The sequence below is a fragment of the Micromonospora sp. MA102 genome, from assembly GCF_025460765.1.
GTDB lineage: Bacteria > Actinomycetota > Actinomycetes > Mycobacteriales > Micromonosporaceae > Micromonospora > Micromonospora halotolerans.
Map to the genome: position 1 here is coordinate 76,820 of NZ_JAMWEG010000007.1, position 21,695 is coordinate 98,514.

The 21,695-nt window shown below is 70.7% G+C and carries 22 protein-coding genes; 12 read left to right on the forward strand and 10 right to left on the reverse strand.

All coding sequences use genetic code 11. From position 1 onward, the window contains the following. The first annotated feature begins 68 nt into the window (after window positions 1-68). Window positions 69-899, forward strand: coding sequence for a PIG-L family deacetylase (locus tag NFX44_RS15950; protein ID WP_262284346.1), 831 nt, complete (start codon window positions 69-71; stop codon window positions 897-899). Between the two features lie 45 nt (window positions 900-944). On the opposite strand, the gene NFX44_RS15955 is transcribed toward NFX44_RS15950, so the two are convergent. From NFX44_RS15955 to NFX44_RS15975, 5 genes are all read right to left on the reverse strand, one after another. After that, on the reverse strand, window positions 945-2,246 hold the full coding sequence (locus tag NFX44_RS15955) for an alpha/beta hydrolase (protein ID WP_262284347.1): 1,302 nt from the start codon (window positions 2,244-2,246) through the stop codon (window positions 945-947). Between the two features lie 138 nt (window positions 2,247-2,384). After that, window positions 2,385-2,981, reverse strand: coding sequence for a DUF3618 domain-containing protein (locus NFX44_RS15960; protein ID WP_262284348.1), 597 nt, complete (start codon window positions 2,979-2,981; stop codon window positions 2,385-2,387). A 23-nt stretch (window positions 2,982-3,004) separates the two neighbouring features. After that, on the reverse strand, window positions 3,005-3,400 hold the full coding sequence (locus NFX44_RS15965) for a phage holin family protein (protein ID WP_262284349.1): 396 nt from the start codon (window positions 3,398-3,400) through the stop codon (window positions 3,005-3,007). Further along, window positions 3,397-4,071, reverse strand: a complete 675-nt coding sequence (locus NFX44_RS15970) for a hypothetical protein (RefSeq protein WP_262284350.1) — start codon at window positions 4,069-4,071, stop codon at window positions 3,397-3,399. The genes NFX44_RS15965 and NFX44_RS15970 overlap by 4 nt, the downstream gene beginning before the upstream one ends. Window positions 4,072-4,397: 326 nt before the next feature. Continuing rightward, on the reverse strand, window positions 4,398-4,994 hold the full coding sequence (locus NFX44_RS15975; RefSeq protein WP_262284351.1) for a dihydrofolate reductase family protein: 597 nt from the start codon (window positions 4,992-4,994) through the stop codon (window positions 4,398-4,400). Window positions 4,995-5,083: 89 nt separating this feature from the next. Between NFX44_RS15975 and NFX44_RS15980 the strand changes: the two genes are divergently transcribed. After that, on the forward strand, window positions 5,084-5,536 hold the full coding sequence (locus NFX44_RS15980) for a helix-turn-helix domain-containing protein (RefSeq protein ID WP_262284352.1): 453 nt from the start codon (window positions 5,084-5,086) through the stop codon (window positions 5,534-5,536). Window positions 5,537-5,586: 50 nt separating this feature from the next. On the opposite strand, the gene NFX44_RS15985 is transcribed toward NFX44_RS15980, so the two are convergent. Both NFX44_RS15985 and NFX44_RS15990 read right to left on the reverse strand, forming a co-directional pair. Beyond that, window positions 5,587-6,180 carry a VanZ family protein gene (locus NFX44_RS15985; RefSeq protein ID WP_262284353.1) on the reverse strand — a complete coding sequence of 198 codons (594 nt, stop codon included), beginning with the start codon at window positions 6,178-6,180 and terminating at the stop codon, window positions 5,587-5,589. 357 nt (window positions 6,181-6,537) lie between these two features. Further along, window positions 6,538-7,512 carry a GlxA family transcriptional regulator gene (locus tag NFX44_RS15990; protein ID WP_262284354.1) on the reverse strand — a complete coding sequence of 325 codons (975 nt, stop codon included), beginning with the start codon at window positions 7,510-7,512 and terminating at the stop codon, window positions 6,538-6,540. 321 nt (window positions 7,513-7,833) lie between these two features. Between NFX44_RS15990 and NFX44_RS15995 the strand changes: the two genes are divergently transcribed. The 5 genes from NFX44_RS15995 (at window position 7,834) to NFX44_RS16015 (ending at window position 13,864) form a co-directional block, all read left to right on the forward strand. Then, window positions 7,834-8,472 (forward strand): HD domain-containing protein, encoded by a 639-nt coding sequence (locus NFX44_RS15995; RefSeq protein ID WP_262284355.1) that lies wholly within the window; start codon window positions 7,834-7,836, stop codon window positions 8,470-8,472. Between the two features lie 50 nt (window positions 8,473-8,522). After that, window positions 8,523-9,461 (forward strand): NADP-dependent oxidoreductase, encoded by a 939-nt coding sequence (locus NFX44_RS16000; RefSeq protein WP_262284356.1) that lies wholly within the window; start codon window positions 8,523-8,525, stop codon window positions 9,459-9,461. A 166-nt stretch (window positions 9,462-9,627) separates the two neighbouring features. Next, a complete protein-coding gene (locus tag NFX44_RS16005) occupies window positions 9,628-10,035 on the forward strand; it encodes a hypothetical protein (protein ID WP_262284357.1) in 408 nt (135 codons plus the stop codon). A 242-nt stretch (window positions 10,036-10,277) separates the two neighbouring features. After that, the gene (locus NFX44_RS16010) at window positions 10,278-13,064 is read left to right on the forward strand and encodes an AfsR/SARP family transcriptional regulator (protein WP_262284358.1); all 2,787 of its coding nucleotides are present in this window, start codon (window positions 10,278-10,280) and stop codon (window positions 13,062-13,064) included. Between the two features lie 119 nt (window positions 13,065-13,183). Next, window positions 13,184-13,864: a CHAP domain-containing protein gene (locus NFX44_RS16015; RefSeq protein WP_262284359.1), complete on the forward strand. Its 681-nt coding sequence runs from the start codon at window positions 13,184-13,186 to the stop codon at window positions 13,862-13,864. Between the two features lie 152 nt (window positions 13,865-14,016). Here NFX44_RS16015 and NFX44_RS16020 read toward each other — a convergent pair whose 3' ends face one another. Then, complete coding sequence (locus NFX44_RS16020; RefSeq protein WP_262284360.1) at window positions 14,017-14,520, reverse strand: SRPBCC family protein; 504 nt, start codon at window positions 14,518-14,520, stop codon at window positions 14,017-14,019. Window positions 14,521-14,911: 391 nt separating this feature from the next. Between NFX44_RS16020 and NFX44_RS16025 the strand changes: the two genes are divergently transcribed. Further along, complete coding sequence (locus NFX44_RS16025) at window positions 14,912-15,778, forward strand: aldo/keto reductase (RefSeq protein ID WP_262284361.1); 867 nt, start codon at window positions 14,912-14,914, stop codon at window positions 15,776-15,778. Between the two features lie 108 nt (window positions 15,779-15,886). Here NFX44_RS16025 and NFX44_RS16030 read toward each other — a convergent pair whose 3' ends face one another. Further along, entirely contained in the window at window positions 15,887-16,666 is a 780-nt protein-coding gene (locus NFX44_RS16030; RefSeq protein ID WP_262284362.1) for an MOSC domain-containing protein, read from the reverse strand. 487 nt (window positions 16,667-17,153) lie between these two features. Between NFX44_RS16030 and NFX44_RS16035 the strand changes: the two genes are divergently transcribed. Next, complete coding sequence (locus NFX44_RS16035; RefSeq protein WP_262284363.1) at window positions 17,154-17,606, forward strand: VOC family protein; 453 nt, start codon at window positions 17,154-17,156, stop codon at window positions 17,604-17,606. 123 nt (window positions 17,607-17,729) lie between these two features. Here the strand turns inward: NFX44_RS16035 and NFX44_RS16040 are convergent, their stop codons facing one another. Next, window positions 17,730-18,098: a cyclic-phosphate processing receiver domain-containing protein gene (locus NFX44_RS16040; protein ID WP_262284364.1), complete on the reverse strand. Its 369-nt coding sequence runs from the start codon at window positions 18,096-18,098 to the stop codon at window positions 17,730-17,732. A 1,155-nt stretch (window positions 18,099-19,253) separates the two neighbouring features. Here NFX44_RS16040 and NFX44_RS16045 point away from each other — a divergent pair. From NFX44_RS16045 to NFX44_RS16055, 3 genes are all read left to right on the forward strand, one after another. Beyond that, complete coding sequence (locus NFX44_RS16045; protein ID WP_262284365.1) at window positions 19,254-19,913, forward strand: DUF1345 domain-containing protein; 660 nt, start codon at window positions 19,254-19,256, stop codon at window positions 19,911-19,913. Between the two features lie 326 nt (window positions 19,914-20,239). Continuing rightward, window positions 20,240-21,226: a mechanosensitive ion channel family protein gene (locus NFX44_RS16050; RefSeq protein ID WP_262284366.1), complete on the forward strand. Its 987-nt coding sequence runs from the start codon at window positions 20,240-20,242 to the stop codon at window positions 21,224-21,226. Between the two features lie 77 nt (window positions 21,227-21,303). Next, window positions 21,304-21,537 (forward strand): hypothetical protein, encoded by a 234-nt coding sequence (locus NFX44_RS16055; protein WP_262284597.1) that lies wholly within the window; start codon window positions 21,304-21,306, stop codon window positions 21,535-21,537. Window positions 21,538-21,695: the final 158 nt, after the last annotated feature.

Sequence of the window (21,695 nt, forward strand, 5' to 3'; positions counted from 1 at the left end):
TCGTTTCAGCAGAGCCGTCCCGGACCGCGGCAATGCTATGCGTCGGACCGCCCTCGTATGGTGATGGGGTGGCAGACAGATCCCTGACCTTGATGGCGGTGCACGCGCACCCCGACGACGAGGCGACGAGCACCGGCGGCATCCTCGCGCGCTACGCGGCCGAGGGGGTCACGACGGTTCTCGTGACCTGTACCGACGGGGGGTGCGGCGACGGCCCCGGTGGCAGCAAGCCGGGTGACCCGGGGCACGACCCGGAGGCCGTGGCGGCGATGCGCCGGGCCGAGCTGGAGGCCAGCTGCGAGGCGTTGAAGGTCACGCACCTGGAGACGCTCGGCTACGCCGACTCCGGGATGATGGGCTGGGCGACCAACGACCTGCCCGGCGCGTTCTGGAACACGCCGGTGCCGGAGGCGGCCGACCGGCTGGCCGAGTTGATTCGGCGCTACCGGCCCGACGTCGTGGTCACCTACGACGAGAACGGCTTCTACGGCCACCCAGACCACATCCAGGCGCACCGCATCACCATGGCCGCCGTCGAGCGGACGGGCATCCCCGCGAAGGTCTACTGGACCACCGTGCCGCGCAGCGCCTTCCAGGAGTTCGGCCGCGTGATGAAGGAGATCGGCGTCGAGTTCCCCGAGCCGGACGGGCCGGCGGAGGAGATGCCGCAGCTCGGCCTGCCCGACGACGAGATCACCACGTGGGTGGACACGAGCGCCTACGGCGCGCAGAAGTTCGCGTCGTTGGCCGCGCACGCCAGCCAGGCCGAGAACATCTTCTTCCTGCAACTGGGGCAGGACCGGTTCACCGAGCTGATGGGCGTGGAGACGTTCGTCCGGGTTCACGACACCACCGGCGCGCCGGCACGCGAGGACGACCTGTTCGCCGGGCTGCGCTGAGCACCCTGGCGGACCTGACCGGTCGCAGCGGTGGCTCTCGCGGTGTCACAGTTCGCCGCGGGCCAGCCGGATCAGCCGGTCGAGGACCCGGCCGCCGCTGACCCGCAGACCGTCGTGCTCGTACTCGTTGGTGACCCAGGTGCGCAAGCCGGGCACCGCGCGGGCGGTGGCGACCGAGTCGTCGGCATCGACGTACATGTCGTCGTGGTAGACGGCCGCGGCCACCGGGACCTCGTTGCGCGCCAGTTGCCCGGGGTCGTAGAGGTCGGGCCAGTCCTCCCGCTGGGCGAGCAGGTCCGCCACCTCGTCCAGCGGGGCCAGCGCCGGGTCGGTGGCGAACATCCAGGGGTAGATCATCTCGCCGGTGAGCAGCACCGGGACGCCGTCGGCCAGGGCCCGGTCGACGTCGAACCGCGGGAACTCCGCGCGTACCGACTGGGCGGCCCACCCGGTGCCACCGGGGGACACCGAGCGCTGTCCGTAGATCGACTCGTGCAGGACGGCGTAGAGCGGCCGGCCGGCGAACGACAGGTGGCCCTCGACCTGGGCGAGGAACGAATCGGAGAGCCGGCGATCGAGTGGGACGGCGTCCTCGAGCAGGTAGTGCAGCGTGTGTGAGCCGCTGCCGGTGCCCAGCATGATGCCGAGCGCCTGGAACGCCTCCGCGGTCAGCAGCCCGCCACCGGGCAGCCGTACCTCCTGCTCCCGCAGGTGCCGCACGAGGGCGCGGACGGTTTCGGCGTCCTCCGGGTAGCGGGCGTAGTGCGCCTCGACCTTGCGCTGCACCCGGGGGTAGGCGGCCCGGTAGACGGCCTCGGGCGCGCTGCGCAGGCCCGGGAGACCTCCGGTCACGAAGGCCTCGCGGACGCCCTCCGGCGCGTACGACAGGTAGGTGAGGGTGCAGAAGCCGCCGTAGCTCTGGCCCAGCAGGCTCCACCGCCCGGCCTCGCCGAGGAGTTCCCGGCGGATCAGTTCGCAGTCCCGGACGATCGAGTCGGCCCGGAAGTGCGCCAGGTACCGGGCCTGGGCGGCCACGTCACCCCGCAGCGGAAGCGTGTGCCGGTCGGCGGGCGTCGAGCGGCCGGTGCCGCGCTGGTCCAGCAGCAGCACCCGGTAGTCGTCCAACGCCCGGTCCAGCCAGCTGTCGCGGCCGACCGGGCGCGGTGACCGGCCACCCGGCCCGCCCTGCAGGAACAGCAGCCAGGGCAGTGACTCCCGTTCCCGGCCGGCGGCGACGACCTCGCGGGCGTACACCTCGATCCGCTCGCCGGCCGGGTCCGCGTGGTCGAGCGGTACCCGGAAGGTGTGGTCGGTGATGACGGTGCCCGGCTGGCGGTAGGTCGGCACGCGGTTCTCCCTCCCCACGCCGGGCGGCGCACTCGTCGACCCTAGCGGCGGGACGTGCGTCGACGCGGTCCGAGTACGTCAGGAAGGGCCCCCTCAGCCCACGAGGGGTGGGGAGGGGGCCCTTCCTTCGCCCGAGACCTAGCGGCGCCGCATCTCCCCGGCGGCCTGCCGCGTCTCCTCCTGCATCTGGTGTGCGGCCGACCGGCCCTGGTCACGGACGGCCGACGCACCCTGCGCGGCGGTGGACCGCACGGACTGTGCCGCCTGCTGCGCGGGCTCGCGCAGGTCGTCCCGGAGCTGGTTACCGACCTGGCTCGCCTGCTGGCGCAGCCCGGCGGAGTGCTCCCCGACCATGCCCCGGGCCTGTCCGGCCCACTGCCGCTCGGGGCGGCTGGGCGGGATCAGGGAGGAGACCAGCAGCCCGGCGCCGAAGGCGATCAGGCCGGCCGCGAGCGGGTTGCCCTGCGTCTGCGCCCGGGACTGCTGCCCGAGCGACCGCGCCTCACCCCGCACCGAACCGGCGGCCTGCGACATCCGCTGGCCGGCGCCGTGCCCGTCCATCTCCGCGCCCATCACCTTCTCCTTGACTCGGGTCAGCGCGCCGCGAGCCTGCCCGACACGCTCACCGGCGATCCGACGCGGGTTCATCCTGTCGGTCAGAGCATCCACGTCGCTGCTCAACTCGCTCCGGGTGCTCTCGATCTCTGATCGGATCCGATCCGGATCGGTGGACATGATCCGCTCCCCTCCTGGCTCGGTCACCGGCCTCGCATGGCCTGCGGCATCTCCCGCGCGGTCTGTTTCGTCCGCGGCAGGACCGCACGGAGCTGCCGCACCTTGGTCCGGGCGTTGGCGAGCAGGATGGCAGCGACGACCGCCCAGACGACCGCCACGATCAGTGCGGCCCATCCCTCGTCCATCACGTTCGACAGGCCCCACCACACCGCGTACGACACGAACAGCACGGCCAGGAAACCGGCCAGCGCCGCCCCGCCGAACATGCCGCCGGCCTTTCCGGCCTGGCTCGCCTCCTCGCGCAGCTCGGCCTTGGCCAGCTCGACCTCCTTGCGGACCAGCGTGGAGAGATCCCGGGTCACGTCGCCCAGCAGCTCACCGACGGAGGCCTGCGTCCGCTCCTTCTCGGGGGCGCTCACGGTGCCACCCCGCCCGGGATGTCCGGCTCCGGCCGACCGGCCGGCGACACGTTCTGCACCCGGGCCATCCCGGTGTAGGGCTGCTCCCCGGTGTGCGGCGCCCCGACCGCCCGCTCGGACGACGGCGCCGCCGGCGCCACCGGCTGTGCGGGCTGGGCCGGCGCGGTGCCGGAGCCCGACCCGTCGGAGGCGGTCAGGTTCCGGGTGAGCCGGCCGACGAGCAGGCCCGCCACCACGGCACCGGCGAGGAACGTCCCGGGATGCTGCCGGGCGTACCCTCGCACCTCGTCCAGGACGTCGCCCGGCTCCCGCTGGTCGAGCCACCCGGCGGCGCGCTGCGCCGCGTCGGCCGCCCGGCGGACCGCCTCGCCGGCCATCCCCGACTCCCCGCTCTGCTCGGCCATCGAGCCGAGCCCACGGCCGAGGTCGCGCAGCCCTTCGGCGGCCCTGTGCTGCTGCGTCCGAGCCTGGTCCCGTAGTTGCGTGGTGGCCTGGCCGGTCAGGTTCCGTGCCTGCTGCATCGCCTCCGCGGCCACGTGCCCGCCCTGCTCGGTCGCGGCGTGCGCGACCTGTCCACCCGTCTGCTTGGCGTGTTGCCCGACGCGGGACGCCTCCTGCCGCGCCTGCTCCCCGGTACCGCCCGGGGGCCGGCTCTGGTTGGTTGCCGTCATGGCCCTACTTCCTCCCTCGCGACGTGCCGGCGAAGCTTCTGCTCCACCCGCCCGGTCACAGCAGATCGGCCGCCATTGCGGGAGCGCCATCCGGATGAACCGCGAGACCAGCTGCCTTTCGTCGAGACGCAGTGCGGCCGTGGATTACTGCACGCTTCGGCCTCTCCCGTATCCGACCGGTGAGTGCCCGCCGGACCTGCCGTTATGCCCGCCCGCTCGGTCGCGGATCCGGAGACGGCGAACGGCCGGGACGACTTCGGTCAGGCCCGCTGGGACGCCTCGAACGCGTCGACGCGGGACCGGCCGCGCACCCGCGGCGACGAGGGTCACCGGACCACCTCGTAGTGGAGGTGGGTCACGCCGGGGGCCGGGACGGCCTCGACGAGGCGGAGCCGCACGTGCTCGGGAAGCGACTGGAAGTAGGGCCGGCCGCCGCCGAGCAGGACCGGCACCTGGTGCAGGATCACCTCGTCGACCAGTCCCGCGGCGAGGGCCGCCGTCGCGACGCCGCCGCCCATGAGGGCGACGTCCTTGTCGCCGGCGGCGTCCCGCGCGGCCGCGACCGCGTCCTCGATGCCGGTGGTCACCAGCGTCTGACGGTCGTCGCTCATACCCGGCACCGGCCGGTGGCTGAGCACGATCAGCGGCGCCGTCGGGTGCGGCGTCCCGCCGTGGACCCACCCGGAGTAGTCGTACGTGTTGCGGCCGGCCAGGCTCGCGCCGACGCGCCCGGCCGCGGCGTCGAGCACCCGGGCACTGGGCTCACTCAGGTGGAACCCGTCGAACACCTGGCTGGGGGTGTCACCGTCGAACAACCAGTCGAACAGCACCGTTCCGTCACCCAGCCCCCGCCCGGCGCCGGGGTCGCGACCGGCGATGTATCCGTCGACCGAGACCGACAGCGCGATGAACACCTTGCTCATGCCGTAAACCCTCCTCAGTTCCTTCAAGAGACTCTGCGACCGTAACAGCTCAAGTTCCTTAAGGGAACCCAACTTGCTACACTGGGGTCATGCAGCGCACGAACTTCGGCGAGATGGCCTGCTCGATCGCCCGCACGCTCGACGTGATCGGCGAGCCCTGGTCACCGCTGGTCCTGCGTGACGTGTACGCCGGGTTCACCCGGTTCGAGCAGATCCAGGCGGACCTCGGCATCTCGCGCAAGGTCCTGACCGAGCGGCTGAACCACCTCGTCGACCAGGGGGTGCTCGAGCGCCGGCCCTACGACCAGCGACCCCGGTTCGAGTACGTCCTGACCGAGAAGGGCACCGAGCTGGTCGACCTGCTGATGGTCATGGTCCGCTGGGGCGACAAGTGGCTCGCCGGTCCGGCCGGCCCGCCGGTCCTGTACCGCCATCACGCCTGCGGCGAGGTCAGCAGCGTCGACCTGCGCTGCGCGCACTGCGGCGAGCCGATGCACGCCGGTGACGTCGACCTGCTTCCCGGCCCCGGTGCGGCGATCTGACGCGGTCCCGGTCACCGCCCCGCGTCACCGACCGGCGTACCGCGGGCCGCTCAGCGCCCCGGCACCGGGGCCGGTCGAGGCGCTGACGGCGCGCCGGCCGTGGCCCGCCACCAGCGCCGCGAGGCCAGCGCGGCCAGCCCGGCGCCGGCGGCGTTGAGCAGCACGTCGTCGACGGAGGACACCCGGTCCAGCCGCAGCACGTACTGCGCCGTCTCGACCAGGACCGAGCAGCCCGCCGCGAGCGCCAGGATCCGCGGCACCGACGCCAGCGCCGCGAACCGCAGCGGGGCGAGGAACCCGAGCGCCGCGAACACCAGCAGGTTGCCGACGATCTGGACCGTCATGGTCAGCGGCCCGCTCCCGAGGATCGTGAGCAGGTCCCGCAACGGCACGAGGCTCACCCGACCGGAAACGGCGCCGGCCCGGCCATTCGGCAACATGATCATCCATACCCACGGCACCGTCCCGTAGACGATGCCGACCTCGGCCAGCGACCTGCGCCACGCCGCCGCCGGCGCGGTGCCGGTGACAGTCCGGCGGCGTGCCAGAACCCACACCGCCAGCGCGGCCAACGGCAGTGCGGCAACCGTGATGAGTACGACGCCGTTGAACGTACCGATCCAGCCGTGCCAGCCCTTGACCATGCCACCTCAGCTCTCGTCCGACCGCCGAATCTACCGGGCCCGGGCCGGGCAGGAGGTGCGCGGATTCGCAGGTCGTCGCCCGTACCGTGGCCCGGGCGGCGGATCGACACCCGCCGGCTGTCCGGGCGGCGGATCGACACCCGCCGGCTGTCCGGCGCGTGCATCCAGGAGGGACCCCCGGGGGCGAACAAGGGGTCGTGACGACAGTCACCGCTTGGATCCCACCGACGAAGGGCTCACCAATGAGGCCAACTCCGCCGCGTCGCAGGGCGAGCGGCCGCCGGTGGCGGTGATCGACCGGCGACCGTCGCGGACCCGGGCCCACGGGCCACCGAACACGGGGCCGCGACCCGGGCACTAACCCGCGCCGGTGCGGCGCGTCGTGCTGAATCGGCGCTGGTAGGCGGCGGGGCTGATCGACAGTTTCCGGGCGAAGACCCGTCGCATGCTCTCGTAGCTGGGGAACCCGGCGAGGGTCGCGGCCTGCGTCGCGCTGTGCCCCTGGTCGAGCAGTGCCCTGGCCATGTCGAACCGGATGTTCTCCACGTAGCGGGCCGGTGTCGTGGACAGCTCGTCGTGGAAGAGCCGGGTGAGGTGCCGGGTGCTCACGTTGAGGTGTTTCGCGAGTTCACCGAGCGAGTGGTCCCCGCGCGGGTTCGCCGTCACCAGGTCGGTGATCGTGCGGAGAGCCGGCGACCGGGGCGGCGGTCCCTGCAGCGGTGCCGAGAACTGGGACTGGCCGCCCGCACGCTGCATGTACACGACCAGGGCGCGGGCGACGTCGCGCGCCACGTCGGGCCCGTGATCATCCTCGACGAGAGCGAGCGCCAGATCAATTCCGGCCGTGACCCCGGCCGAGGTGTACGTCGTGCCGTCGCGAACGTAGATCGCGTCGGGCTCGACGCGGGACGTCGGGTGCCGGGCGGCGAGTTCGTGCGCGACCTTCCAGTGCGTGGTCGCGCGCTTGCCGTCGAGGAGGCCGGCGGCGGCGAGGACGAACGCCCCGGTGCAGATCGACGCGACCCGACCGGCCGCGGCGGCCGGTGTCCGTACGGCGTCCGCCAGGTCGGCGGGAACACGGGCGCGCGGAAAGCGGTCGGACCCGGCCACCAGGAACGTGTCGAAGGCCGGCTCCGACGAGATGGCGCCGTCGACCGCGATCCGGACTCCGAGGTTCGTCGTGACGTCCGCACCGGTGGGCGACAGCAACACGATGCGGTAGTCGGCGCCGAACCGGTTCGCCTCCTTGAACACCTCCGCGGGGCCGGCGACGTCCAGCAACGTCACCCCGTCGTAGACGAGGATCGCGACGCGGTGGGTGCCGGCACTCACCGCCGCGGTCCCTTCGGAGCCGGATCCGCGTCGGGGCGGCCGGACGCCGGCGGTACCGACCGCCGTCGGGTCGGCGCAGCGGGAGGCTCGGACACCGGTCATTGGTAGCACGCCGCCACCGCAGGCGGCGGGCTCTTCGTGGTCAAGATCGCTCAAGGTACGACGTCCAGGTGACCGGGCTCTCCGTGATCCTGGGCCGAGCGCGCCCTGTCCGGATATGAGGGATTCCTGGCCGGACGAAGGCGGCGCCGTACGACGATCGGTGGGCAGCATGGGGGCCGGAGACAGCGAACGCGAACATTTCCGGGAAGGTCAAGGATCATGCCAGAGGTCATCGCGGGGTTGGAGATTCCGGAGACAGCGGCCGTCGCCGAGGCGACCAGGCGCATCCAGGAGACGACCAGCCCGCTCATCTACCACCACTCCCGGCGGGTCTTCTTCTTCGGCCTGATCCACGCGGAGCGGCTCGGCGTGAAACCGGACCCGGAGTTGCTCTACCTGGCGGCCATGTTCCACGACACCGGCCTCCTGACCCCCTTCTCCGACGTCGAGCAGCGCTTCGAGGTCGACGGGGCCGACCACGCGCGCACGTTCCTCCTGGAGCGGGGTTTCCCGGCGGCCGCCGCGGAGACCGTCTGGACGGCGATCGCGCTGCACACCACGCCGGGCATCCCCGACCGGATGGCCCCGGAGATCGCCACCATGTACCTCGGTGTCCTGACCGACGTCCTCGGCCTCGGCCTGGACGGACTGGACCGCGATCAGCTGGACGAGATCCTCGCCGTCCACCCGCGAGGCGACTTCAAGAACGAGTTCCTGCGGACCTACGTCGAGGGACTGAAGAACCGGCCCGAGACCACGAACGGCACCGTGAACTCCGACGTGCTCGAACACTTCATCCCCGGCTTCCGCCGGGTGACGACTGTCGAACGCATGCTCGGTTCGCCCTGGCCGAGCTGATCGGGCCCACGACAAACCCAACCGACGAACGCCCTGGAGAGGATTCGAGCATGCGAGCGATCACCGTACGCGACCGTGAGGCGGGTGTCGGCGGGCTCACCCTGACCGACATGCCCTACCCGCACGCCGCCGAGAACGACGTCATCGTGCGCGTACACGCCGCGGGCTTCACCCCCGGCGAGCTCGACTGGCCGGCGACGTGGACCGATCGCGCCGGTCGCGACCGGACACCCAGCATCCCCGGGCACGAACTGTCCGGAGTGGTGGTCGAACTCGGCTACGGGACCACCGGCCTCACCGTCGGCCAGCGGGTGTTCGGGCTGACCGACTGGGCCCGCGACGGATCCCTCGCCGAATACACCGCGGTGGAGGCTCGCAACCTCGCTCCCCTCGCGGCCGACATCGACCACACCGTGGCCGCCGCATTGCCCATCTCGGGGCTGACCGCGTGGCAGGGACTGTTCGACCACGGCCACCTCACGACCGGCCAGACCGTCCTCATCCACGGCGCCGCCGGCGGGGTCGGCTCGCTCGCCGTCCAGCTCGCGCGGGAGGTGGGCGCCCGCGTGATCGGGACCGGCCGGGCCGGCGACCGCGATGTTGCGCTCGGCCTCGGCGCGCACATCTTCCTCGACCTGGACGCCGACGAGCTGCAGCACGCCGGCGAGGTGGACCTGGTGCTCGACGTCATCGGCGGCGACATCCTCGCGCGATCGACCGAACTGGTACGGCCGGGCGGCACCGTCGTCACCATCGCCGTGCCGCCCACCGTGCAGCCGAAGGGCGGGCGAGCGGTCTTCTTCGTCGTCGAGCCTGATCGCGTCCGGCTGGCAGATCTCGCCCACCGGGTGCGGACCGGGCGGCTCAACCCCATCGTCGGCGCCGTGCGGCCGTTCTCCGAGGCGACCTCCGCGTTCGCCCGCGACCGCCGCACGCCGGGCAAGACGATCATCCAGGTCGCGGACGAGCAGGGAACGCCGCAGTCGTGATCGGTGGGCGGATGCCAGCGGCTTGCCGATCGCCGGCACGGCATTCCGGCGCGCCCGCCGTTCAGCAGGCGATTCAACCTCCGCGCAAGGTTTGTCCACACCTCCACCGGAAGCCTCTGACGCAGATGCCCCGGACGCACCGGGGCGACTCGCACAGGAGGTTCCCATGCAGTTTCGGCGAATCGCGACGGTGGGCGCCGTCGCCACCGGTGGGGTGCTGACGTTCGTCGCGCCGGCCTCGGCCGCCGCGCCGTCGATGCAGGCGGCGGCGAGCCCGCCGTCCGCCTGCTACGGCGACTACTCGTACGACGGCGGCGCGTTCGCCTGCTTCGCTCCCTACGGGGAGCACCTCTGGGTCTGCGACACGGGCTCGAACCACCACCCGGTGGTGAACTACGCGATCAACGGTGGCTCGTGGAGCGGCAACAAGCACTACTACCCCGGCTACGGCAACTGCGTCGACATCGACCTCGACATCGCCGAGACCGGCTACATCAGGTTCACCGTCGCGAACTACGAAGGGTCCACGTTCGTCAGCGGCAGCCGGCTCTTCGAGGTCTCCGCCGACGGCTGACGCCGCCTGCTCGGTGCTGCCACCACGGTCCCGAGCACCACACCACACGTCATGTCCGTGTCAGCGGGCCCCGCGATTCCTCGGAGTCGCGGGGCCTGTTTCGGTGTCCGTCCCAGAACGTAGGCGCGGGACCCGTGCTATTCGAGTCCGTGAATGTCTCCGAGTAGACTGGAGTGGTTTCTTGAGCAAATCTTGAATCGCCTGGTCAAGCCGGGAATGGACGACAGCGGGGGACGGTGTCGGTGGAGTTCAGGCTGCTGGGCGAGGTCGGGGCGGAGATCGACGGCGTCTGGGTCGACCTGGGTCACGCGCGGCAGCGCAGCGTCCTGGCTGTCCTGCTCATCGAGGCGAACCGCGTCGTCCACGTCGACCAGCTCCTCGACCGGGTCTGGGCCGACCATCGTCCGCAGCGCGCCGTGAACTCGCTGTACAGCTACCTGTCCCGGCTGCGGTCCTGCCTCGCCGGAGCCGAGGGCGTCGGGATCTCCCGCCGGTCGGGCGGCTATCTGCTCACCGTGGACCCGGCCGCGGTGGACCTGCACCGGTTCCGCGGGCTGGTCGCCGGGACCGGCGCTGTGAACGACGACGAGGCGGCACTGCGGCGCTTCGACGAGGCCCTCGGCCTCTGGCGGGGCGAGCCCTTCGCGCGGCTGGACACCCCGTGGCTCAACGAGACGCGGGAGGCCCTCACGCGGGAGAGGCGGGCCGCCGAGCGGGACCGGACGGATGTCGCGCTGCGGCTGGGCCTGCACGCGTCACTGCTGCCGGACCTGCTGCGGGAGGCACCGGCCCACCCGCTGGACGAGCGTCTCGCCGGGCAACTCATGCGTGCCCTCTACCGCTGCGGCCGGCAGGCCGAGGCGCTCGACCACTACGACCGGCTCCGGCGCGTCCTGGCCGACGAGACCGGCGTCGACCCCGGCCCCGATCTGCAGGCGCTGCACCTGGGCATCCTCAACGGCGAGCCGGCACTCGCCGCGCCGGCCGCCGCGACGACGGCGCCCCACCCGACGCCCCGCCAACTGCCGGCGCCACCGCCTCTGTTCACCGGCCGCGTCCGCGAACTGGCCACGCTGTCCAACCTTCTGGAGGGTCAGGCCGGTGACGCGGAGGCCGTCGCCGTCGCGGTGATCGGTGGGATCGGCGGCATCGGCAAGACGTGGCTGGCCCTGCGCTGGGCGTACGACAATCTGGACCGCTTCCCCGACGGTCAGCTCTACGTGAACCTCCGTGGCTTCGACCCCTCCGCCGACCCGGTACCCCCAGCGGTCGCGCTGCGCGGCTTCCTCGACGCCCTCGCCGTGGCACCCAGGGCGATCCCGACCGGCCTGGACGCACAGGCGGCCCTCTACCGCAGCCTGATCGCCGGGCGGCGGATGCTGATCGTGCTGGACAACGCCCAGGACACGGCGCAGGTCGTCCCGCTCCTGCCCGGCAGTCCCACCTGCACGGTGCTGGTGACCAGCCGCCGCCGTCTCGGCGGACTCGTCGCGCAGGGCGCGCAGGGATTCACTTTGAACGTCCTGACCGACGACGAGGCCCACCACCTGCTGTCCCGCCGGTTCGGGGCGCGCCGCGTCGCGGAGGAACCCGACAGCGTCGCGGCGCTGCTGGACCGGTGCCGTGGTCTGCCGCTGGCCCTGAGCATCGTCGCGGCCCGCGCGGCGATGCAGCGTGACCTCCCGCTCCGGGTGCTCGTCGAGGAGTTGTCCGAGGAGGCAACGCGGCTGGACGCCCTGACCACCGGCGAGTTGACCGCCGACCTGCGCGCGGTCTTCGCCGCCTCGACCCGGGCGTTGCAGCCCCGGGCGGCAGGGGTGTTCCGGCTGCTCGGGCTCACCCCGGGCCCCGACGTCAGCCTGGGAGCCGTGGCGAGTTTGAACGGCCTGCCCGCGCAGCAGACGCGCACGCTGCTGCACGAACTGCACGAGGCCCACCTGGTCCACCAGCAGACGCCGACGCGCTACCGCCTGCACGACCTGGTGCGCCTGTACGCGGCGGAGCAGGTCGAGCGCGACCTCCCCGAGACCGGGCGGGCCGCCCTGCGTCGCATGCTCGACCACTACCTGCACACCGCACACGCGGCGGCCTGCCTGCTCGACCCGCTCCGCGAGCCGATCACCCTGCCGCCCGCGGAGCACCAGCTCACCCTCGATCCGGTCGCCGACCAGGCTAAGGCGCTGGCCTGGTTCCACACCGAGCACGCCGTCCTGCTCAGCATCCTGGACCGGGCGGTCCGGGACGGCCTCGACGCGTACGTCTGGCGGTTGGCCTGGACGCTGGAGAGCTACCTCGACGAGCAGGGTCACTGGCGCGACTGGACGACGACCCAGCTCGCGGCGCTGCGTGCCGCCCGCCGCCTGGGCGACCGGCGCTGGCAGGCCTGCTCCCACCGCAGCCTGGGGGTGGCCCACACCCAGCTCGGGGAGCTCGACGAGGCCCACCGGCACCACGGGACGGCGCTCACGCTCTTCGAGGACCTGGGCGACCTGGTGAGCCAGGCACACACCCACCGGGGGATCGGCTGGGTCTACAACCAGCAGGACCGATGGTCCGACGCCCTCCACCACAACGAACTGGCCCTCGACCTCTATCGGCAGGCCGGGCACCGGCCCGGGCAGGCACGGGCCGTCAACAACGCCGGGTGGCTGCACGCGCAACTGGGCGACCATCATGCGGCGCTGGCGTACTGCGAGCGGGCCGTCGAGCTCAACCAGGAGCTCGGCGACCGGCACGCGGAGGCAGGCGCCTGGGACAGCCTGGGTTACACGTACCACCACCTGGGTCGCCACGCGGAGGCCAACGCCTGCTACCAGCGGGCCCTCGACCTGGTCCGCGGCTTCCGGGACCGGTACAACGAGGCGGAGATCCTGACGCATCTGGGGGCGAGCCACCGTGCCGCCGGCGAGGTGGATCTCGCGCGGGACTTCCTCCGGCAGGCGGTCACCATTCTCCGCGAACTCGACCATCCGCACGCCGACGAGGTGGCCGGCACGCTGCGCGAACTCGACCGCGCCGCCGCACGTTGAATTGCTCCAGCCATACCGGCCACATTCCTGCCGGATCCGTTCAAGACACGTTCAAGAATCGCCCAAGCACGCGCACCGAAGCTTTCTGACGACCCCATCAGTCAGAAATCGGAGGAGCAATGAAAAGCATCCGGATGGCGCTCGTCGCCGCGGTCGCGATCGCGGCGTCGGCCTTCGGCGTGGCCAGCCCCGCGTACGCCGCGGGCGACACCCAGCTCGGCATCGACGTCGGCAACATCGCCTGGGAGCAGTACACGTCCACCAATTCCGACGTCCAGGCACGGCTGTCCGAGACGTCGACCGAGGACTGCAACTTCTACAGCGGTTTCTGGGCCGACCCGGCCAACGACCGCTACGACGGCACCGCCTCCACGTACGCCAAGTGCGGCAAGACCACCGACGGCTACATGTACCGCGACGGCACCAAGTCCTGGGGCCCGGTGGCGTGGCGCAAGCGGCCCTGGTGCGCCGACTTCGCGAAGTTCGCCTTCTACTGGGGCGGCGCGAAGTACACCGGTCTCACCGCGGCCGCCGGCAGCTTCCGGACGTACGGCATCAACAACGGCACCTGGCACGGGCGAGGCAGCGGCTACGTCCCGCGCAAGGGTGACGCGGCGGTCTACGACTGGGACGGCAACGGCACCTACGACCACGTTGCCATCGTCACGTCGTACTACGACACCAGCACGGACGGCAACCACTACGTGGTCGGCGGCAACCAGTCGGACGGCGTGACCCACCCGCAGTACAGCAACTGGGCCTCGTCCATCGTCGGCTACGCCTCGCCGGCACCGAAGTAGGCCGCGCCCACCCACTGGAGACACGACACCGGCTCTGCGCCTGCGGCCAGGGCCGGTGTCGCGTCTCGTGCCCGTCGTCGGCCCGCGCCTCGCGGGCCGACGCGGCGGTCGCCGACGTTTCACGCTGTCTTGTGCCCATCGGTGCCCCGCCGTCACCGGGCATCTCCGTGCCGGCCTCCTCGTGGGCCGGGCAGGAAGGTGCCGCCCAGGGCCGCAGCGAGATAGGCGTTGCGACGTGCGATGAGTCGTTGCAGGTACGGCCGCAGGATGAGGCTGGCCACGAGGCCGCCGACGGGTCCCATCGGCGCGGTGAAGTCGATGACATCGCGCATGACGGTCGCCGACGAGTTGGCCGGGTTCGGCGTAAAGGTGTGCTCGTGGTGCCATCGGCCGAACGGGCCGCTGATCTGCTCATCCGTGAAGCCGTGCGGCCGCCGGTAGTCGGTGATCCGAACGGTCATCCGCCAGGGGAGGCCGAAATGTCTGGCTTCCCACGTGACGGCATCGCCGGCCTTCAGCTGGCCGGCCGTCACGCCGCCGACCGCCCGTTCGGCGCTGGTTCCCATCGACTCGGTGTGCACACCGACGTCGAGGCAGGCATCGAAGACGGCCTCCGGGGCCGCCTGGACGTCCGTGGTCAGCTCGATGCGTGGCATCCAGCCACCGTAGGCGCCTCGGCTGGATCCACATCCACCGCGCCGGACAAGTCCTGGCGGAAGCGGTTGCACCTCCAGGCCGTGGTGCTCTGGCACGCAACCCGCAAGTCAAGCTTTGGTCGGCCGGAGGCGCACCCACCGCGGGCGCCTGTCCAACGCCATTTCGATGTGTACGCCTCATCGCCCAGGGCCCGGTCAGGCCTCGTCCTCAGACGGCCAGCCGCACAGGCGGAACGCGGAATGCGGTCAGGGCCGAGATGAGCTGCGGACCGTCACTGCGCTCCCCCGACGGAGCGCTTCCCACGATAGATAAGTTAGCAGTGATCTTGCCTGCGCGGTATCCGACGGACGACCGACTGCGCAGGTCAGCGGGCATGGCTAGATTCGCCCGATGCCCATCAACATGATCACTGCCGGGTCCGCAGGCACCTGGACGCTCGGCGACCTGACCGTCAACCGGATCGGGTTCGGCGCGATGCGCCTGACGCACAACGGCTACGCGGCAAGCGACCGCGAGAGGGTCATCGGCGTGCTGCGCCGGGCGGTCGAGCTCGGCGTCAACCACATCGACACGGCGGCGTTCTACTTCTCGCCGCTCCGGTCGGCGAACGAACTGATCAACACGGCGTTGTCGCCGTACGCCGACGACCTGGTCATCACCACGAAGGTCGGGCCGGGCCGCGACCCCTCAGGGGAGTGGCTGCCGCTGGCCCGACCGGACCAACTGCGCGGGCAGGTCGAGGAAAACCTGCGCCAACTCGGCCGCGACCACCTCGACGTCGTGAACCTGCGCCAGCACGGGCTGGACTCGGTCGCGGAGCACTTCGGCGCGCTGGCCGATCTGCGCGACGCCGGGCTCATCCGGCATCTCGGCCTGTCGAACATCCGCCCGCACCACCTCGCGCAGGCACAGGCGATCGCCCCGGTGGTGTGCGTGCAGAACCCGTACGGCGTCGACACCCGACGCATGCACGACCAGTTCGTGCGCACCTGCGGCGAGCAGGGTGTCGCCTTCGTGCCGTTCTACGCGATCGCCGGCGACAAACGTGAGGCCGGCGGCGTGGCCACCAACGAGGCGGTGGAGGTGATCGCCCGCGCACACGGCGCGACACCGGCGCAGGTACGGATCGCGTGGACCCTCAGCCGCGGGCCACACCTACTGGCCATCCCCGGCACCGGCAACCCCAATCACCTGGTCGAGAACCTCGCCGCCGGGGCGCTGCGCCTGTCTCCCGAAGAGTTGGCCAGCCTCGAGTAACGGCGCCCGGCAGGGCCCAGCTCTGCCACAAGTCTACCATCGTCGACGAGAGGCCCCGTCACTTTGCCGGCAGCGACAACGTCCATTCCCATCCCGCCACCGAACAGCTCATGGCTCGTTGCCCGAGGACTCGTCCCCGCTCACGGCCCTCGGCGCGTCCTCGCCATCGCGACCTTCGTCAACATGCTCGGAAGTGCCAGGGATGGCTTCGACGGCATCCCCCAGTGCGATACGACCAGGGCGTTCGACTGTGGCCCACACGCCAAGGGTCATGTCGTGATGATCGGCGACAGTTCGCAGGAGATGCCCGTGCTCCGGGGCGTCCTCCTGAGCGAGGTCGATCATGACGCATCGAGTAAGCCGCTGGCGTGGTCTCAAGACGACCTCGGAACCGATGCGAACAGCTCTTCCGAGCCATCCGTCTTCAGGGAAGTCGCTTCCCGGCACATCGACAAGCAGGTTGGCGCGGAACCGCAACGGCTCGACGGGCTCCCCCAGGAGATCATGGAGTCGTCGCAGGGCGGCGGTACTGATCAGGCTTACCGGTCCCTCGTCGTGGTGCATGACCTCAGCCTGACGCTCGATCGTGACGCGACGGGCGAGCACCTTGCTGACAGCCTCATGCCCTGCTGCTGTATCGGCGGCGAACCGGCGTCCGTCGGGCAGCTCGACGAGCGGCACCGGATCACCGAAATGCCCGCGGAGCGTGAACAGGCCCGGCATCCGTCGGAAGCGACGGGTGTTCTTCCCGCTGCCCAGCTTCCCGTCTGCGTCCCGCACGGCCCACAAACGGTCACCAACCAGTCCCCGCTGGTCGACCTCGACGGCGGCCAGCTGCTCGCCGAGTAGCGACTTGATCGGATACCGGCGGATCTCGGCTAGCTCCATCGGCGTCACTGTAGATGGCCGGACGAAGCAAGGTCATCTAGCCGCCCCGTGTCACGCGGGTCCTGGGACCGATGCGTTCACGCAGGTCCTGAGACCCGACATCGCCGGCGGCCGGTTGTCGCACTCCGCTTGATGCGTTACACGGTGACTTCAGTTGATGGGTTACACGGGCCGTTGAGCGTTCCGCATACGGACCGTGGGATCAGACCGATGTGGCGACGGTTTACCCGATCTCCTGACCCCCGCTGGACAGCGACCAGAGGCCGTTGTCCGTGCGTTGGATGAGCAGCAGCATGACGGGCGCGTGCGGCTCGTCCCGGGGAAATCGCCGCCATGGTCCAGGTCGCCGTTGCCGGCGCCCGACTTGTCTACCTATCCGCCCCGCGATCGATGGGCGGAGACGACACCTGACAGTGCTGAGCGCGATCGGCGTGCCCTTTGCTGTAGGTGGGGAGACGCTGTTGGCGATTTCCGGCATGCTGTGGGCATGACCGAGGAACCGAGAGATCGTTCCGCCCTGTCCGGCGACACGGTGCTCGCCGCATCGCCAGTGATCTCTGTGATGTTGATCGTCTCCGATGCAGACGCCGCAGTCGCCTGGTACAGGACTGCGCTGGGCGCGACGGAGCTGTGGAACCTCGGTGGCGTGGCCGGCCTTGAGATCGGCGGCGCCCCCTTCTTCCTCCACCAGGTCAATCCCGAGAACCCCACAGAGACCAGCCCCGGCCAGGTGGGGGCCACGAGCACCCGCATCGAGGTGTTCATCGATGACCCTGACACCTTCATCGAGCGCGCCGTCGCGGCCGGCGCAGTCGCCGGAGCGGCAATCGAGGATCACCGCATGCCCTGGGGGACGCACCGTCAAGGTGGCTTCACGGACCCGTTCGGTCACAACTGGTCCGTGGGCGACAAGTCACCCCTGGGCTCGTTCCCACGCTGATCGGGCCCGGACTTCAAATGCAGGATTGCGTATCGCCTCATGACGCCGGGTCTGGCCCGGCTCGGACGCGAAATGTCACTGTCGTAGCTCGAGTCGACGCTGCGTCGTCCGGGTGGCCGGACACTAATCGGCGTCGGACAGGTAGCCGACCTGCGGTGACCCAGCCGCCGAGCGGACGTCGTACCCCCAGCGCCGCAACGCCTGCATGATCTTCTCAGCGCCGGCGGGATTCGCCGAGTGGACGTACACCACGCCGATGGTGAACGGGCGCTCCTCAAAGGCGGCCCGCTCCAACACCTCGACGACCGGCCAGATCGTGTCATCCCCGCCGAGGTCGTGATCCAGCCACAGCTCGTCCAACCGCGCTCCGCGGTGTCGCTCCAGCGCCTCAATGCCTGCCCCGCTGGTGCGCGCCACTTGTGCCACCCGGCCGTCAACGAACGAGCGCAGGTCGTCAACCAGCACGATCCTCGACAGCTTCTCCTTAACCACGCCACCATCCTTGGACCAGCACCCCGCCATCGCCAGCGCTATTGCGGCCTACATATGGCATCGGACTACGGCGGGTTGACGTGTCGGTACCCGGTGCTACTCTGACGCTCGTCGAGCACGCCAGCGCGGCCTTCCCGCCGGATCGCTGGACTCGACGTCGGAGATGTCGAGCGGCCTTCCTGCCGCTGATGCGGGCCACGTCTTGCCGGCTCTCGATCGCACCGGCCACCATGCCGGGTTTCCGAATCCCCTGAGCGGCCCAGCACGGTCTCTCCTGCGGTATCCACGATGGCCCGGACTCGTAGACCTTCCACCGGGGGGGGGATCAGCCTGCGGCAACCCGCCGGATGCCGACATCCCAGGCTCCCCACCCGTGCCCGGTCCATTCATCAGGTCCGTTGAAGTCAGCCACGGCTGTCAAGCCAGGTCCCTCAGGTCCCCGAAAACGGTCCCGGGCCTCCTGGTTGGCTGCCGGCCCAACCGATGCCCCCAGGCGGTTGCTTCCACTCGCCAGCACGCCTCTTCGACAGGCCAGGCCATCGCTTACGCGCGGCCTGCCGACTGGCGCCTACCGCTGCGCCAAGCTCGGGATAGCCGGCACCGTGCTCCACCGCTTCCTCGGCACTGGCGGACACGAGGTCAGCGAGAAGGCGACGCATCTGCTCACCTGCCGCCATCCGCGCGAGGTGAGCCCGCATCCGCTCCGCGGAGCTCGGCTCCTGGCCAGCGCCGCCCCGGTCACCCACATCGGAGTTGTGCAGCCGCTGCGCCCAGTCAGCGGCAACAGCGCAAAGTTCCCGCCGTAGTTCCACTCGCTCGTCCGACGTCAGCTCCCGCATGATCGGCTCCCTCATCATCGGCCTCCGACTTCAGAGTCCGCCCGACAACCGGGGTTGTCAATCGTTGCGCGTTTGTCAGGAATCCGCGCGCGGTGGCGAGGGGTGAGGACGGTGTCGCCGCTGCCTCGCTGCTGCCCGACGCCTCGAGTACAAGCTCTGCGGGTTGGCGTGAGGCGCCACGGCCCCCTGGCGGATGAAGCGGTCGCCCAAGGCCAGAGTGTGCAGCGCTGCATTCTCGCCGTCCTCCATGCAGCCCGATCCGGTGATCGCCCGGGGTTTCCCCTGCATGATCCGGTCGAGTGGGAACGCTGAACGGGTGGAGCAGCGATCGGGACGACGGGCGCTGGGACGCCTGCTGTCCGTCGGGCGCGCCCTGTGGTCGACAGCCGTCGGTGTTGTCGCCGGGTTGGCCACCGCGCTGGTCGGGGCGCCGGAGTTGACGCCGCTGGTGATCTGGACGTTCGCGGCGGGCACGATCCTCGTCTGGGTGTGGCGGGCTTGCTGGTCGGCGAGCCCGGAGCGCACCGAGGAGCTTGCCGAGGCGGAGCGGCACTCCCGTTCCACCGACTCGGCGATCCTGATCGCGTCCGTGATCAGCCTCGCCGCCGTGGCCGAGGCGCTTGTTCGCGCCTCGAACCAGCACGACATGGTGGCTGTCACGCTCGTGATCCTCAGCGTCGTCGCGGTGGTTCTGGCGTGGGCGCTGGTGAACACCGTCTTCGCGTTCAAGTACGCCCGGCTGTACTACCGCGAGGACGACGGCGGCTTTGACTTCAAGTGGGAAGAGCCACCCGCGTACGCCGACTTCGCGTACGTCGCCTTCACGGTTGGCATGTCCTTCTCCCCGGGCGAGAGCGAACCGAGCAGCAACCGCATGCGCCGGATCGCGCTCGGGCACGCGCTGCTCTCGTACGCCTTCGGAACCGGCGTCCTGGCCGTCGCCGTCAACCTGGTCACCAACCTGGGTCAGTCGTGACCCCCATCGAGCGTTAGATGCGCCCAATGGCGGAACGGATTCGCAAGGGCGAGAAGGAGCTTCATCATCACCCACACGACGAGCGCTAGGCGACGCCCCGTACGGCTACAACATCTTCGAGGAACATGCAGGACGACTGCGTAGAGGTGGTACTGAAGCCGTAGCTGCGGCGGATGGAAGCGCCGGTCGCACCCGGGAGGGACCGATGGCTCCGCGCGGATCGCCACGCCGACCGTCCCGGAGGCGCCACGTGGCTGCGAGCGGGACGTACGGGAGTGCAGGATGACGGCCGCCGCGGGCAGAGAGGTCCGTTGATGAGCACGAGAGTGATCGTGGTGGTCGCGGTGGGCGTGGCTATCGCGGCAGGCCTCCTGGCCGGCGTCTTGGTCGAGCGTCGGGCAGGTGGTCATCGCTATCGCTGGCTGCTCGCGCCGCTGTACCGCGCATCCCGGATCCCCGCCGTCGCGGTGCTGCTCCTCGTGGCGCTGTACGTGGGAATCCGCGCGTACCCCGGCGTCCGGCGAGTCGTCGTAGTGCTGTTGATCGCGAGCGTGGCATGGCTGGTGCTTCGCGCCCTGCACGTCGCCGAGAGGGTCGCGTTCAGCCGACTGCCCGGCGAGACGCGGGCCGATCGCCGGGTCCGGCGCGCCCGCACCCAGATCCGACCGGTACGGCGCCTCACCTCGGTCGTGGTGACGGTCGCGGCGATCGGCCTGATCCTCACCACGTTCCCTGCCCTGCGCACCATCGGGCTGTCCGTACTCACCTCGGCGGGTGTCGTCGGCGCGCTGCTCGGCCTGTCCGCGCGCACCGCGCTCAGCAACGCCTTCGCCGGCATCCAGGTCGCCTTCGCCGATGGCCTCCACGTGGGGGACGTCATCGTCGTCGACGGGCAGTGGGGACGCGTCGAGGAGGTGAAGCTGACCAACGTGGTCATCCGGCTCTGGGACGACCGGATGCTCATTCTGCCCACCACCTGGTTCACCGAACACCCCTTCCAGAACTGGACCCGCCACGAGACGCGGGTGATCGGCCAGATCCGGGTCCACGTCGATCACACCGCCGACCTGGACGACCTCCGTGCCGAGACGAGGCGGCTCGTCGAATCGTCACCGCTGTGGGATCGGCACCAGTGGGTGCTACAGATGGTCGACGCTACTCCCCAGACCGTCGTCGTCCAGGTCCAGGCATCGGCAGCCGACGGTCCGAGTGCGTGGGACCTACGCTGCGACTTACGCGAGGGCCTGGTCCGGTACCTGCGCGACCACCACCCCGAGTGGATGCCCCGCACCCGCAGCGAGTACCACCCGTGAGCCCGCATGACCGCCGGCCCTCTCCTCTTCCCGATGGTCGGTCAACGCGGCGCCGGTCAGCCGCCCGCCGTGCTGCCGTGCTGCCGCAGATGGACATCGTCGGCGGGATCATGCTCGCCGACGGCGCCGAGGCCCAGGTGGTCACCGGGGTGGATGACCATTCCCGCCACTGCGTCATCGCCCAGGTCGTCGGGCGGGCCACCGGCCGGGCCGTCTGCCTGGCCTTCGCCCGCGGGGTCGTCATGGCCAACAGGGCATTCGCCCGTTGCAACTCGGCGCGGGAATCCGCGAGTAATGCCCTATGGCGGTGAGCGCATGGTGGCGAACGACGGGATCAACCGCAGTCAGGTCGAACAACCAGAAGTAGTCGCCCCGCGGCTCCGCAACACAACAACAGACTGCCACCTGAGGCGGAGTGCGCATCCATCAGTTCTAGGGGCCGTGTCGAAGTGGCTGACCGGCCTGCGAC

What these genes read in the sequence shown, in the direction of transcription:
- NFX44_RS16035 (WP_262284363.1), top strand. Translation starts at nt 17,154, where the DNA reads ATGACCGAGGAACCGAGAGATCGTTCCGCCCTGTCCGGCGACACGGTG.
- NFX44_RS15995 (WP_262284355.1), top strand. Translation starts at nt 7,834, where the DNA reads ATGCCAGAGGTCATCGCGGGGTTGGAGATTCCGGAGACAGCGGCCGTC.
- NFX44_RS16005 (WP_262284357.1), top strand. Translation starts at nt 9,628, where the DNA reads ATGCAGTTTCGGCGAATCGCGACGGTGGGCGCCGTCGCCACCGGTGGG.
- NFX44_RS16025 (WP_262284361.1), top strand. Translation starts at nt 14,912, where the DNA reads ATGCCCATCAACATGATCACTGCCGGGTCCGCAGGCACCTGGACGCTC.
- NFX44_RS16020 (WP_262284360.1), bottom strand. Translation starts at nt 14,520, where the DNA reads ATGCCACGCATCGAGCTGACCACGGACGTCCAGGCGGCCCCGGAGGCC.
- NFX44_RS15970 (WP_262284350.1), bottom strand. Translation starts at nt 4,071, where the DNA reads ATGACGGCAACCAACCAGAGCCGGCCCCCGGGCGGTACCGGGGAGCAG.
- NFX44_RS15985 (WP_262284353.1), bottom strand. Translation starts at nt 6,180, where the DNA reads ATGGTCAAGGGCTGGCACGGCTGGATCGGTACGTTCAACGGCGTCGTA.
- NFX44_RS16015 (WP_262284359.1), top strand. Translation starts at nt 13,184, where the DNA reads ATGAAAAGCATCCGGATGGCGCTCGTCGCCGCGGTCGCGATCGCGGCG.
- NFX44_RS16000 (WP_262284356.1), top strand. Translation starts at nt 8,523, where the DNA reads ATGCGAGCGATCACCGTACGCGACCGTGAGGCGGGTGTCGGCGGGCTC.
- NFX44_RS16030 (WP_262284362.1), bottom strand. Translation starts at nt 16,666, where the DNA reads ATGGAGCTAGCCGAGATCCGCCGGTATCCGATCAAGTCGCTACTCGGC.
- NFX44_RS15975 (WP_262284351.1), bottom strand. Translation starts at nt 4,994, where the DNA reads ATGAGCAAGGTGTTCATCGCGCTGTCGGTCTCGGTCGACGGATACATC.
- NFX44_RS15960 (WP_262284348.1), bottom strand. Translation starts at nt 2,981, where the DNA reads ATGTCCACCGATCCGGATCGGATCCGATCAGAGATCGAGAGCACCCGG.
- NFX44_RS15980 (WP_262284352.1), top strand. Translation starts at nt 5,084, where the DNA reads ATGCAGCGCACGAACTTCGGCGAGATGGCCTGCTCGATCGCCCGCACG.